The 12664-nt window shown below is 69.7% G+C and carries 14 protein-coding genes; 12 read left to right on the top strand and 2 right to left on the bottom strand.

The window, feature by feature from the left end; translation table 11 throughout:
* Positions 1-126: 126 nt before the first annotated feature.
* From surE to ACJMKZ_RS18050, 4 genes are read left to right on the top strand one after another with little or no spacing between them, the layout of a single operon-like run.
* Positions 127-873, top strand: a complete 747-nt coding sequence (gene surE / locus ACJMKZ_RS18035; RefSeq protein ID WP_405234619.1) for a 5'/3'-nucleotidase SurE — start codon at positions 127-129, stop codon at positions 871-873.
* Complete coding sequence (locus ACJMKZ_RS18040) at positions 866-1534, top strand: protein-L-isoaspartate(D-aspartate) O-methyltransferase (RefSeq protein ID WP_405234620.1); 669 nt, start codon at positions 866-868, stop codon at positions 1532-1534. The genes surE and ACJMKZ_RS18040 overlap by 8 nt, the downstream gene beginning before the upstream one ends.
* Entirely contained in the window at positions 1531-2112 is a 582-nt protein-coding gene (locus tag ACJMKZ_RS18045; RefSeq protein WP_405234621.1) for a YqaA family protein, read from the top strand. Before ACJMKZ_RS18040 ends, ACJMKZ_RS18045 begins: the two co-directional genes overlap by 4 nt.
* A complete protein-coding gene (locus tag ACJMKZ_RS18050; protein ID WP_405234622.1) occupies positions 2112-2828 on the top strand; it encodes a peptidoglycan DD-metalloendopeptidase family protein in 717 nt (238 codons plus the stop codon). Before ACJMKZ_RS18045 ends, ACJMKZ_RS18050 begins: the two co-directional genes overlap by 1 nt.
* Before the next feature lie 60 nt (positions 2829-2888).
* Here ACJMKZ_RS18050 and ACJMKZ_RS18055 read toward each other — a convergent pair whose 3' ends face one another.
* Positions 2889-3254, bottom strand: coding sequence for an Mth938-like domain-containing protein (locus ACJMKZ_RS18055; RefSeq protein ID WP_405234623.1), 366 nt, complete (start codon positions 3252-3254; stop codon positions 2889-2891).
* 160 nt (positions 3255-3414) lie between these two features.
* Between ACJMKZ_RS18055 and ACJMKZ_RS18060 the strand changes: the two genes are divergently transcribed.
* From ACJMKZ_RS18060 to lysS, 4 genes are all read left to right on the top strand, one after another.
* Positions 3415-4335 (top strand): hypothetical protein, encoded by a 921-nt coding sequence (locus tag ACJMKZ_RS18060; RefSeq protein WP_405234624.1) that lies wholly within the window; start codon positions 3415-3417, stop codon positions 4333-4335.
* Complete coding sequence (recJ, locus tag ACJMKZ_RS18065; protein ID WP_405234625.1) at positions 4332-6053, top strand: single-stranded-DNA-specific exonuclease RecJ; 1722 nt, start codon at positions 4332-4334, stop codon at positions 6051-6053. The genes ACJMKZ_RS18060 and recJ overlap by 4 nt, the downstream gene beginning before the upstream one ends.
* Positions 6054-6109: 56 nt before the next feature.
* Positions 6110-7205 (top strand): peptide chain release factor 2 gene (prfB, locus tag ACJMKZ_RS18070; RefSeq protein WP_405234626.1). Its coding sequence is split into 2 segments (ribosomal slippage): positions 6110-6181 and positions 6183-7205, totalling 1095 coding nucleotides; the frame shifts between segments, so codons are not numbered across the junction.
* A gap of 33 nt (positions 7206-7238) precedes the next feature.
* Positions 7239-8792, top strand: a complete 1554-nt coding sequence (lysS, locus tag ACJMKZ_RS18075; RefSeq protein ID WP_405234627.1) for a lysine--tRNA ligase — start codon at positions 7239-7241, stop codon at positions 8790-8792.
* Here the strand turns inward: lysS and ygfZ are convergent.
* On the bottom strand, positions 8762-9634 hold the full coding sequence (gene ygfZ, locus ACJMKZ_RS18080; protein ID WP_405234628.1) for a CAF17-like 4Fe-4S cluster assembly/insertion protein YgfZ: 873 nt from the start codon (positions 9632-9634) through the stop codon (positions 8762-8764). The two genes, lysS and ygfZ, sit on opposite strands and share 31 nt — an antisense overlap.
* Before the next feature lie 118 nt (positions 9635-9752).
* Between ygfZ and ACJMKZ_RS18085 the strand changes: the two genes are divergently transcribed.
* The 4 genes from ACJMKZ_RS18085 (at position 9753) to sdhA (ending at position 12656) form a co-directional block, all read left to right on the top strand.
* Positions 9753-9926 carry a DUF1674 domain-containing protein gene (locus ACJMKZ_RS18085; protein ID WP_405234629.1) on the top strand — a complete coding sequence of 58 codons (174 nt, stop codon included), beginning with the start codon at positions 9753-9755 and terminating at the stop codon, positions 9924-9926.
* Positions 9927-10085: 159 nt separating this feature from the next.
* Positions 10086-10475, top strand: a complete 390-nt coding sequence (gene sdhC / locus ACJMKZ_RS18090; protein ID WP_405234630.1) for a succinate dehydrogenase, cytochrome b556 subunit — start codon at positions 10086-10088, stop codon at positions 10473-10475.
* Between the two features lie 13 nt (positions 10476-10488).
* Positions 10489-10872 carry a succinate dehydrogenase, hydrophobic membrane anchor protein gene (sdhD, locus tag ACJMKZ_RS18095; RefSeq protein ID WP_405234631.1) on the top strand — a complete coding sequence of 128 codons (384 nt, stop codon included), beginning with the start codon at positions 10489-10491 and terminating at the stop codon, positions 10870-10872.
* Positions 10869-12656: a succinate dehydrogenase flavoprotein subunit gene (gene sdhA / locus ACJMKZ_RS18100; RefSeq protein ID WP_405234632.1), complete on the top strand. Its 1788-nt coding sequence runs from the start codon at positions 10869-10871 to the stop codon at positions 12654-12656. The genes sdhD and sdhA overlap by 4 nt, the downstream gene beginning before the upstream one ends.
* The last annotated feature ends 8 nt before the right edge of the window (positions 12657-12664 follow it).

The following is a 12664-nucleotide window of genomic DNA, read 5'->3' on the forward strand; positions in this document are numbered from 1 at the left end:
CCTCCCTGCCACGGTGCGCGGTGCCGCCGGGCATCCGCAACACAGCCTCGTTCGCCCTAGGTACCGGTGCGAACATTGAGTATAGTTAGCGCGGTCCATCAGCACCAACGACAGGCTCACACCGGTTTGCGAATTCTTGTCAGTAACGACGACGGGCACCTGGCCGAGGGCGTTCGGGTGCTCGCCGACGCTCTCGAGCCGTTGGGCGAGATCACCGTGATGGCGCCGGACCGAAACCGCAGCGGCGCCAGCAATTCCCTGACCCTGGAGTCGCCGCTGCGCGTCATCCGCACCGGCGAGCGCCGCTATTGCGTGAACGGCACTCCCTCCGACTGCGTCCATCTGGGCGTCTCCGGATTCCTGCCGGAGGAGCCCGACATGGTCGTGTCCGGTATCAACGAAGGCGCCAACCTGGGAGACGACGTCATCTATTCCGGCACGGTGGCGGCGGCGATGGAAGGGCGCTTTCTCGGCCTGCCCGCCATCGCCGTCTCGCTGGTCGGCAATAACCCCGTGCATTATCCCACCGCTGCGCGGGTGGTCGTGTCGCTGCTCGAGCGCATGCAGCGTCATCCGCTGCCGTCGGACACGATCCTGAACGTGAACGTGCCCGACCGCCCGTGGGAGGAACTGGAGGGCATCGAGGTCGCCCGGCTCGGCTTCCGCCATCGTTCCGAGCCGGTGATGCGGGACCGGGACCCGAAGGACAAGCCCATCTACTGGATCGGCCCGGCCGGCGGCGGTCAGGATGCCGGGTCCGGCACCGATTTCAATGCCATCGCCCGGGGACGTGTCGCCGTGACCCCGCTGAAGGTGGACCTGACCCGGCACGAGGTCCTGGACGACATGCGCACCTGGCTCGCCGATGATTGACAGCACCGCGCACCGGGGCATCGGCATGACGTCGGCGCGCACGCGTAACCGGCTGGTGGAGCGCTTGCGGGCCGGCGGCATCCGCGACGAGCGCGTGCTCGAGCGCATCCTGGCGGTGCCGCGGCACATCTTCGTCGACGAGGCGCTGGCGAGCCGGGCCTACGAGGATACGGCGCTGCCCATCGGCCATGGCCAGACCATCAGCCAGCCGTTCATCGTGGCGCGCATGACCGAGGCGCTGCTGAAGGGACTGCCGGGCGGGCGCATCCTGGAGATCGGTACCGGCTGCGGTTACCAGACGGCCGTGCTCGCGCCGCTGGTCGACGAGATCTACACGATCGAACGCCTGATGCCGCTCATGACCCGGGCCCGCCAGCGCATCCGCGAACTGGGCATCGGCAACGTGCGCTTCCGCCGCGGCGACGGCTGGGAGGGCTGGCCGAAGTACGGGCCCTACGACGGCATCCTGGTGGCGGCCGCGCCGGAGCGCGTGCCCGAAGCGCTGCTCGCCCAGCTCGCGCCGGGCGGCCGGCTCGTGCTGCCGGTGGGCTCGGCCCGGCGCCAGGAACTGATGGCCATCGTGCACCGTCACGACCGCTACGAACAGGTCTCGCTCGGACCGGTCAGCTTCGTGCCGCTGGTGGCAGGGGCCTCGGCGTGAAGATATTCGGCGGACTCTACGACCGGGTCCTGTCCTGGTCCGCCCATCCGCATGCCCGCTGGTATCTGGGCGGCCTCAGCTTCGCCGAGTCCTCGTTCTTCCCGATCCCGCCGGACGTGATGCTGGCGCCGATGTGCCTGGCGCGGCCGGACCGCGCGCTCTCGCTCGCGACGCTGACCACGCTGACCTCGGTCGCGGGCGGTATCGCGGGCTACGCCATCGGCTACTTCGCGCTGGAGGCCATCGAGCCGCTGCTGAAGAACGTGGGCTACTGGGACGCCTATCTCAAGGGCCGGGACTGGTTCGCCGAGTGGGGCGTGCTGGCGGTGCTGATCGCGGGTTTCTCGCCGATCCCGTACAAGATCTTCACCATCTCCGCCGGCGCGGCGGCGATGGCGTTTCCGGGATTCGTCATCGCCTCGTTCTTCGGCCGGGGCGCCCGGTTCTTCCTGGTGGCCGGGCTGATCGCCCTAGGCGGTCAGCGATTCGCCGACGGGCTGCGCCGTCGTATCGATCTGCTCGGCTGGCTGTTCGTCGCGCTCTGCCTCATCGTGGTGGCCATCGTCGCGGTCAGGTGATGGGACGGCTGACGCGAGCGCTGGCTCTCTGTCTGGCCGCCGCCCTGCTCACGGCCTGCGGCGGCCGGGCGCTCAACTGGGATGCCGACGTGCCCGCCGCCCACATCGTGCGCAGCGGCGACACCCTGTATTCCATCGCCTTCCGCTACGGCCTGGAGGTACGCGACGTCGCCCGCTGGAACGGCCTCGGCGACGGCTCGCTGATCCGCCCGGGCCAGCGCATCGTGCTGCAGCCTGCGGCGGGCGCCTCGCCCGGCGGGACGGGGCGTTCCTCGTCCCCGACGGCCGGTCAGGCCGGCAATAGCACTACCAATACCCGGCCTGCGCTGCCGGACCTCCCGTCGCCGTCCTGGCGCTGGCCCACCGATGGCGCCATCGCGGCCGGCTTCGGCGAGGACAACGCTGCGCTCACCGGAGTGCTGATCGAGGGGCGGATGGGCCAGGCCGTGCGCGCGGCCGCCGACGGCCAGGTGGTGTACGCGGGCAGCGGCCTGATCGGCTACGGCAATCTGGTCATCATCAAGCACAACGCCACTTACCTGAGCGCCTACGGCCACAATCGGGCACTGCACGTGACGGAAGGGGAGACGGTGCAGCAGGGCGAGCGCATCGCCGAGATGGGCGAGGGCCCGGGTCGCAAACCGCGGCTGCACTTCGAGATACGCCGTAACGGCGAGCCGGTGGACCCCCGGCCGTTCCTGCCGCGAGGACGCTGAGGCACCCTGGGGGGCGCGAGCGGCGCGGCAGCGGCCGCCCGATCCGCGATCTCCGGCCGGCTACTCCACGATGAGCGCCGCCACCACCCGCCGCCCCTCGGCGGTGAGGATATTGAATGTGCGGCAGGCGGCGCGGGTGTCCATGACCTCGAGGCCGATACCCTGCCTGGCCAGACCGCGAGTGAGCGCGGCGTCGGGGAAGCGCAGGCTGCGCCCGGAGCCGAGCAACAGTATCTCCGGCGCCGGTTCGACGGCGGGCTCGAGGGTGGCGGCGTCGAGGCTGTCCACGCCTGCGCAGTCCCAGTCCCGCACCTCCTCGGGCAGCACGAGGATGCTGGATCGGTACAGGGTGCCGCTGATGGTGATGCCGGCCCCGGAGCAGGCCGTGATGCTGAGTCCCGCGGGTCTGTCCAGAGTAAATTTCATGGGGTCGATTTCATGGCGTATCATGCGTGCCCGGACGCGAGCGACGGCCCAAGCGATGGCCCAAGCGATGGCCCAAGCGATGGCCTAGGCCCCGACCTTAGGGATTCCGCGGGTCGTGTCAATGCCGCACCGCCCGATCTCACATCACCCGACACGCTCGATGAAGTCTCTCCTGTTCCTGACCGACCTCGATCAGCCGGCGCTTGCGCAGGTGCTGCCCGGCGTGCAAGGGGCCGGCGGCGGGCGCGAACCGGATGCGGCGAGCGCCGCGGCCCGCTGGCTCGGGATCACGCTGCCGGCGGCGCCGGCGTGGCTGCGGCTGCACGGAGAGCAGGGTCGACCCGGCCCCGGACCCTTCGCTGACGGCACCGGGCCGGGCGGGAATTGGCTGGCCTGCATGGATCCCGTGTCGATGGCCGCCGACATGCGGGAGCTGCACCTGCTGGAGCATGCGCCCGTGCTCGCCGATGACGAGGCGGCGGCGCTGTGCGAGGACATCCGGCCGAGCCTGGAGGAGCGGGGCTTCTCACTGCACGCCGGCGGCTCGAGCCATTGGTATGTCGCCTCGGAGCGGGAGTACCGATTCTCGGCAGCATCGCCGGGGGTGGCGCGGGCCGGACGCATACGCGACGAACTTCCCGCCGGGCCGGACGCGGGCGTGTTCCGCGCTCTGGGCAACGAAATTCAGATGCTCTGGCACGACCATCCGGTGAACCGGGCGCGTGCCGGGCGGGGCCTGCCGCCGGTGAACTCCGTCTGGTTCTGGGGCGGCGGCTGCGTCGAGGCCGGCCCGGCAGCGGGCGATCAGCGCCTGCCGCCGCTCCATGCGCACGACCCGCTGCTGACCGGCCTCTGGCATCGCCTCGGCGGCGAGACGGCCGCACCGCCTGCCGGCGACGCGGCAGCGCGAGCGCTTGCCGCGGGCTGCGTGATGGCCCTGTCCGGCGAGGCACTCGCCCGGCCGGCCGTGGTAAAGGCCCTGCGGCGAGGTCGCGTCCGCATCGTCACCCGGGACGGCCTGTGCGCCGTATTGCCGCGGCGCGGCCCGCGCGCGCTGCTCGCGGCCTGGAGGCGGCGATGAGCGAGGGCGGCCTGCCCATCGCGCGGCGGACGGCGGGCGAGGATGCCGCGCTGCCCGCCTCCCTGCACCCGGTGCTGCGCCGGGTGTATGCGGCGCGCGGCATCCGCACGGCGGAGGAGCTCGAACTCGGCCTCCGTCATCTCGCGCCGGTGGGCGGGCTCGCCAACCTGGATCGGGCGGTGGAGCTGCTGCTTGCCCACCGTGGCGGTCGCGTCACGATCGTCGGGGACTTCGATGCCGACGGCGCCACCAGCACCGCGCTGGTATTGCGCTGCCTCGGCCGCTACGGATTCGCGGCCGTGGACTCGCTGGTGCCGAATCGGTTCGATTTCGGTTACGGGCTGACGCCGGAGATCGTCGAGGTCGCCGCCGAGGCCGGGCCCTCGTTGATCGTCACCGTGGACAACGGCATCTCCAGCGTGCGCGGCGTCGAGCGTGCGCGCGAACTCGGCATCGACGTGCTGGTCACCGACCACCATCTGCCCGGCGAGCGGCTGCCGGCGGCCGCGGCCATCGTCAACCCGAATCTGCCGGGGGATCCCTACCCGAGCAAATATCTCGCCGGCGTGGGTGTGGCGTTCTGCGTGATGGCCGCGCTGGGGCGCCGCCTCGCGGCGGAGGGGCAGAACGGTGCCGAGCGCATCGCCGCCGATTATCTCGATCTGGTCGCCCTCGGCACCGTGGCCGACGTGGTGCCCCTGGACCGCAACAACCGGGTGCTGGTGCGCCAGGGGCTCGCACGCATCCGCGCCGGGGCCGCGGTGCCCGGCATCCCGGCGCTGCTGCAGGCGGCCGGCCGGGACCCGCGGCGGGCGGTGGCCAGCGACCTCGCCTTCGGCGTCGCGCCGCGTCTGAACGCGGCCGGACGGCTGGAGGACATGAGCACCGGCATCGAGGCGCTGGTGTCGGACTCCGTGGGCGAGGTTCGCGCGCTGGCGGCGCGTCTCTCCGAAATCAACGACGAGCGCCGCCGCATCGAGGCCCGCATGCAGGCGGAGGCGCTCTCCTCGCTGGAGGACATCGAGCTGCCGGAGGGGGAGAGTGCGTTGCCCCATTGCGTCACCCTGTACGATCCCGGCTGGCACCAGGGCGTGGTCGGGCTGGTGGCCTCCCGCATCCGCGAACGGGTCAACCGCCCGGTAATCGCTTTCGCCGATGCCGGCGGCGGGGAGCTGAAGGGGTCGGCGCGCTCGGTACCCGGGGTGCACATCCGCGACGTGCTCGCCGCCGTGGCGGCGTCCGCACCGGAAATGATCGGCCGCTACGGCGGCCACGCCATGGCGGCCGGTCTCAGCCTGCCGCGGTCGAATCTGGAGCGGTTCCGCCGGCTGGCGGCCAGCCGGGTGGCCGAGTGTTTCCCGGACGCGGACTTCAGCGGCACGCTGCTCACAGACGGCGAACTCGATGCGGCGGACATCGGCCTGCCGCTGGCCGAGGCGCTGCGGGAGGCGGGTCCGTGGGGGCAGGCATTCCCGGAGCCGCTGTTCGACGGCGTCTTCACCGTCCGCGAGGCCCGCGTCGTGGGAGAGCGGCACTGGAAGCTGAGACTGACCGGCAGCGGCGCCGGCGCGCCGGTGGACGCCATCGCCTTCAACCAGGTCGACACCGTGACGGTGATGCCCGGACACCGGGTACACGTCGCCTATCGGCTCGACGTGAACGAGTACGGCGGCATCCGCCGCGCCCAGCTCGTGGTGGAGGGCATGCAACGGCTGTAGCGCCGTCGCTCGCGCCACTCATGATAGACTGCGCCGCTTGTTTTCGGAGGGGTGCAATGGACACCAACCAGATCAGAACAGAGATCGAAGACCTCTCGGACAGGGCAGAGGCCCTGAGGAGGTATCTTTGACTACGCGGGCAAGTCGGAGAGACTGACCGAAGTCCTGCGCGAGCTGGAGGACCCGGCCGTGTGGCAGGACCCCGAGCGTGCCCAGGCGCTCGGCCAGGAACGCGCCGAACTCGAGAAGGTGGTCGGCACCCTCGATCGCATAGGCACCCGCGTCACGGATGCCGGCGAGCTGCTCGAGATGGCGGCCGAGGAGGGAGACGAGGACACCCTGTCTTCCATCGCCCGGGACGTCGGGGGCGTGGCCCGGGACGTCGAAGGGCTGGAGTTCCGCCGCATGTTCTCCGGCGAGATGGATTCGGCCAACGCCTTCGTCGACATCCAGTCCGGCGCCGGCGGCACCGAGGCGCAGGACTGGGCCGAGATGCTGCTGCGCATGTATCTGCGCTGGGCCGAGCAGCACGGCTTCCGTACCGAGATGATCGAGGCCTCCGAGGGTGAGGTGGCCGGCATCAAGAGCGCCACGGTGAAGTTCGTCGGCGAGTACGCCTACGGCTGGCTCAGGACCGAGACCGGCGTGCACCGCCTGGTGCGCAAGTCGCCGTTCGACTCCGGCAACCGCCGCCATACGTCGTTTGCGTCGGTGTTCGTCTCGCCGGAAGTGGAGGACGACATCGACATCGAGGTGGACCCGTCGGATCTGCGCATCGACGTCTACCGGGCCAGCGGCGCCGGCGGCCAGCACGTCAACCGCACGGAGTCGGCCGTGCGCATCACCCACGAGCCCACGGGGATCGTGGTGCAGTGTCAGAACGACCGCTCCCAGCACAAGAACAAGGCCACCGCCATGAAGCAGCTGAAGGCCAAGCTCTACGAGCTGGAGCTGCAGAAGCGCCGCGCCGAGGCGGACGCCCTGGAGGACACCAAGGCCGACGTCGGCTGGGGCAGCCAGATCCGCTCCTACGTGCTGGACCAGTCCCGCATCAAGGACCTGCGCACCGGGGTGGAGACCGGCAACACTCAGGCGGTGCTGGACGGCGACCTGGACGAATTCATCGAGGCGAGCCTGAAGCAGGGCCTGTGACAACGCCGCCGGCAGAACATTGAGGGAAGAGCATTGAGTCAGGACAAGCCCGCGGAATCCGAGAACAAGCTGATCGCCGAGCGTCGGCGCAAACTCGCCGAGCTCCGCGAGGCGGGCGGCGCCTACCCGAACGACTTCCGCCGCGATGCGCTGGCGGCAGAGTTGCATGCCGCCTGGGATCAGGAGGACGGCGAGGCACTGGAGGAGCGCGGCATCCGCGTACGCGTCGCCGGCCGCATGATGGCCAAGCGGGTGATGGGCAAGGCGAGCTTCGCGAAGCTGCAGGACCACAGCGGCCAGATTCAGCTCTACATCCAGCGCGATGCGCTGCCAGAGGGCCTCTACCGGCAGTTCAAGGGCTGGGACCTCGGCGACATCGTGGCGGCCGAGGGCACGCTGTTCAGGACGCGCACCGGCGAGCTCAGCGTCAAGGTCGACGTCCTGCGACTGCTGGTGAAGGCGCTGCGTCCGCTGCCCGAGAAGTGGCATGGCCTCAGCGACCAGGAGACCCGCTACCGCCGGCGCTACGTCGATCTCATCATCAACGAGGACAGCCGGCGGGTGTTCACCACACGCTCGGAGATCGTCTCCTTCATCCGCGCCTTCATGGACGAGCGGCACTTCCTGGAGGTGGAGACGCCGATGATGCAGACGCTGCCGGGCGGCGCGCTGGCGCGTCCGTTCGTGACGCATCACAACGCGCTGGACATGCGGCTGTATCTGCGCATCGCGCCGGAGCTGTTCCTGAAGCGGCTGGTGGTGGGCGGTTTCGAGCGCGTCTACGAGATCAACCGCAACTTCCGCAACGAAGGCGTCTCCACCCAGCACAATCCGGAGTTCACGATGCTGGAGCTCTACTGTGCCTACGCGGATCACCGGGATCTGATGGAGCTGGTGGAGAGCCTGATGCGCGGCGTTTGCGAGGCGGTCACCGGTGCCACTGCCGTCGAGTATCAGGGCAGCACCTACGACTTCGGGCCGGCATTCCGCCGGATCACCGTCGAGCAATCGATCCTGGATGCCAACCCGGGGCTGGAGCCTTCCCGCGTGCGGGATCGGGACCACCTGGCCGCCGTGGCGGAATCCCTGGGCATTCCGGTGCTGGCGGGCTACGGACCCGGCAAGCTGCAGATCGAGATCTTCGAGAAGACGGTGGAAGACACGCTGGATCAGCCCACCTTCGTGACCGCCTATCCCGTGGAAGTCTCGCCGCTGTCCCGGCGCAACGACGACGACCCCTTCGTCGCGGATCGGTTCGAGTTCTTCGTGGCGGGGCGCGAGATCGCCAACGGCTTCTCCGAGTTGAACGACCCCGAGGACCAGGCGGAACGTTTCCGCGCCCAGGTCGAGAACCGCAGCGCGGGCGACGAGGAGGCCATGTCCTACGACGAGGACTATATCCGCGCGCTGGAATACGGCATGCCGCCCTGCGCCGGCCTCGGCGTCGGCATCGATCGGCTGGTCATGTTGCTGACCGACTCACCGTCGATCCGCGACGTGCTGCTGTTCCCGTATATGCGGCCCGAGCACGGCCAGGAACATGGCCAGGATGACGCTCAGCCTCCCCCGAGCTCCGGCACGGAGTAGGGCAGCGAGCCGGGGGCGGCCGGCGTGCCGTCCTCCAGGCGCAACTCGCCGCCGAGCTGCTTGATGGAGACCACCGCGAGGAATTCGCTGCCGCCGTCGGCGGCAGCGGCCCGCACCACGGTGCCGGCCGTGCTGCCGGCCTCGTCCAGCAGCCGTGCGCCGGGCGCGGACGGCTCCGCCGCCGCGCTGAAGCGCAGCATGCGCCGCGACGGCCGGCCCAGGTTCTCCGTGCGCGCCACCACTTCCTGGCCCGTGTAGCAGCCCTTGCGGAAGCTGATAGCATCCAGCCGGTCCAGGTTGAGCATGTGCGGCGTGAAGGACTCGGCCGTCTCGGGATACAGCGCGGGGCGCCCGGCGCGGATGGCCGCGCGGCGCCAGGCTTCCGGCGGGAGCAGCGTCGCATCCAGACCCTGGAGTTGATCGGCCGCCGTGCAGATCTCCATCACGCGCGGTTCGGTGCCGGGCAGCAGCCGCGTGGCCAGCACGGGTTCGCCCTCGGGCAGCTGCATGCCGCCCGGTCCCGAGTCGACGGCGACGAGCCGCGTTTCCGACTGCGGCTCGATCTCCACGTCGGCGCGGAGCCGATAGCGGAGCAGGCGCTCGGTGAAGTCGTCCGCCTGCCAATCGGGCAGGAAGAGCAGCACGCGATCGCGGCCATGCACGAGGGTGAGCAGCGCGATCACCCGGCCCTTCGGGTTGCACCAGGCGGCAGTCAGAATCCGGTCCGCCTCGAGCCGATCGACGTCCTGGGTGAGCTGTCCCTGCAGGAAATCGATCCGGTCCGCGCCGGTCACCGCGAGGCAGACCGGGGCGTCGCTGATGGGGTTCGATGGTTCGCTCAATTCGCCTCCTCGGCCGTCCTGCCGGCGCGCTCCGGACGTCGCCGCAGTGGCCGGGTTTCAAGGGTTTGACTCAGTTCGGGCGGGTGCATCGAATGATCGCCTCTGGCATACTTAGACCATGTCTAGGCAGCCGCCCGAAACACCCCCGGAGAGCAACGACGGAGCCCGCGAAGACGCCGGAAACGCGCCGCTCCCGGGTGACGAGGCGCCGAAAGAGATCGGCGGCCGTCAGGGTCCCGATCCTACGCGTTACGGTGACTGGGAGAAAGGCGGCCGTTGCATAGACTTCTGAGGTGCCGCCGGGCCAGCGGGCCCGAGGCGCCGGGCACACCCGCCGCGAAGAGGCAGTCATCCGGGGCCGGATGACGAGACTGCGCGGGCGTGTCCTGCGTGCACGACAGAGGTTCGACGCCGGCATCGGGACCAGCTTCGTCAGACGAAAAAGAGGGACATGGACAACACCAACAGGCCACTGTCACCGCACATCGGTGTCTACCGCTGGCGCATCACTTCCACGCTTTCCATCCTGCATCGGGGCACGGGTGTGGCGCTGTCTCTCTCCACGCTGCTGCTCGCCGCCTGGCTGCTGGCCGCGGCCTCCGGGGCGTCCTCCTACGAGTCCGTCGCCGGCTTCGTCGGCTCGCCGCTCGGGCTGCTGATCCTGGTCGGCAGCAGCTATGCCTTCTTCTTCCACCTCGGCAACGGCATCCGCCACCTGTTCTGGGACGCCGGCATGGGCTTCGAGATGGAGCAGGCGAGGGCATCCGGCTGGACGGTGGTCGCCGCCAGCGTGGTGGCAACGGCGGTGCTGTGGGCCGTCATCCTCGCGTCGGGCAGCTAGAGGGAGCACGCACATGACCATCAAGACTCCCATGGCCCGGGCGCTCGGGCTCGGATCGGCCAAATCGGGCACGGAACACTGGTGGATGCAGCGGGTGACCGCCGTGGCGCTGGTGCCGCTGACGCTGTGGTTCGTCTTCGCGCTCCTCGGCCTGGAAGGCCTGGATCACGCCACGGTGACGGCGTGGATCGCCCGGCCGGTGACCGCAGTACTGCTGGTGCTGTTGGTCGCGACTCTCACCTATCACTCGTTCCTCGGTACCCAGGTGGTGATCGAGGACTACACGGGCGGCGCGACCCGCGTGATCACGCTGCTGGCCGTGCGTTTCCTGCACGTCGTGGTGGCCGTCGCGGCGCTGTTCGCCATCCTCAAGATCGCTTTCGGGACTGATACATGAGCCTGGACAAGGATTTCATCGACCACAAGTACGACGTGGTCGTCGTCGGCGCCGGCGGCGCCGGACTGCGCGCCACCTTCGGGCTGGCCGAGGCGGGTTTCACGACCGCCTGCGTGACCAAGGTGTTCCCCACCCGCAGCCACACCGTGGCCGCCCAGGGCGGCATCAGCGCCGCACTCGGCAACATGGGCGAGGACGACTGGCGCTGGCACATGTACGACACCGTGAAGGGCTCCGACTGGCTCGGCGATCAGGACGCCATCGAGTACATGTGCAAGGAGGCCCCGGACGCCGTCATCGAACTCGAGCACTACGGCGTGCCGTTCTCCCGCACCGAGGACGGGCGCATCTACCAGCGGCCCTTCGGCGGCATGACCACCCACTTCGGCGAGGGCACCGCGCAGCGCACCTGCGCCGCGGCGGATCGCACCGGCCACGCCATGCTGCACACGCTGTACCAGCAATCGCTGAAGCACGAGGCGGAGTTTTTCATCGAGTATTTCGCCATCGACCTGATCATGGAAGAGGGCGTGTGCCGGGGCGTCGTGGCGCTGGATCTCGCCACCGGCCGCCTGCATCGCTTCAGCGCGCATCAGGTCATCCTCGCCACCGGCGGTTACGGCCGTGCCTACTTCTCCTGCACCTCCGCGCACACCTGCACGGGCGACGGCGGCGGCATGGTGCTGCGGGCCGGCCTGCCGGTGCAGGACATGGAGTTCGTGCAGTTCCATCCCACCGGCATCTACGGCGCGGGCTGCCTCATCACCGAGGGCGTGCGTGGCGAGGGCGGCTACCTCACCAACTCGGAGGGCGAGCGCTTCATGGAGCGCTATGCGCCGAACGCGAAGGACCTCGCGTCCCGGGACGTCGTCAGCCGGGCGGAGACCATCGAGATCCGCGAGGGGCGGGGCGTCGGCGCGGAGAAGGACCATTGCTACCTGCACCTGGAGCATCTCGGTCGCGATGTGATCGAGGAACGGCTGCCCGGCATCGCCGAGACGGCGAAAATCTTCGCCAATGTCGACGTGCTGAAGGAGCCCATACCGGTACTGCCCACCGTGCACTACAACATGGGCGGCATCCCGACGGACTACCGGGGACGGGTGGTGACCTCCCGGGACGGCGACCCGGACAGCGTCGTGCCGGGTCTCATGGCCGTCGGCGAGGCGGGCTGCGTGTCGGTGCACGGCGCCAACCGGCTCGGCTCGAACTCCCTGCTGGACCTGGTGGTATTCGGCCGGGCCGCGGCACGGCACTGCGCCGGGAGCATGGATCGGGGTGTGCGGCACAAGCCGCTGCCGGACGACGCCGGCAAGGCGACGGTGGAGAAGATCCGCGGGCTGCTCGCGCGCGACGGCGAGCGTCCTACGGCGGAGATCCGCCTCGAGATGCAGAAGCTGATGCAGAACCATGCGGCGGTCTTCCGTACCGGCGATCTGCTGGCGGAGGGCATCGAGAAGCTGAAGGACACCTTCGGCGACTTCGGCCGGGTAAGCGTGGCGGACAAGTCCATGATCTGGAACTCCGATCTCGTTGAGACACTGGAGTTGGAGAACCTGCTGCTGAACGCGCTGGCCACCATCCATTCCGCGGCCAACCGGAAGGAGTCCCGCGGCGCCCAGGCGCGGGAGGACTATCCGGACCGCGACGACGAGAACTGGATGAAGCACACGCTGGCCTGGGTCGGCGAGGACGGCGGCGTGGAGATCGACTACCGCCCTGTGCACGGCAAGACGCTGACGGACGAGGTCCAGGCCATCCCGCCCAAGGCGCGTACCTACTGAGGCGGACC

It is taken from the genome of Lentisalinibacter salinarum (assembly GCF_040706555.1).
GTDB classification, from domain to species: domain Bacteria; phylum Pseudomonadota; class Gammaproteobacteria; order Steroidobacterales; family Woeseiaceae; genus Lentisalinibacter; species Lentisalinibacter salinarum.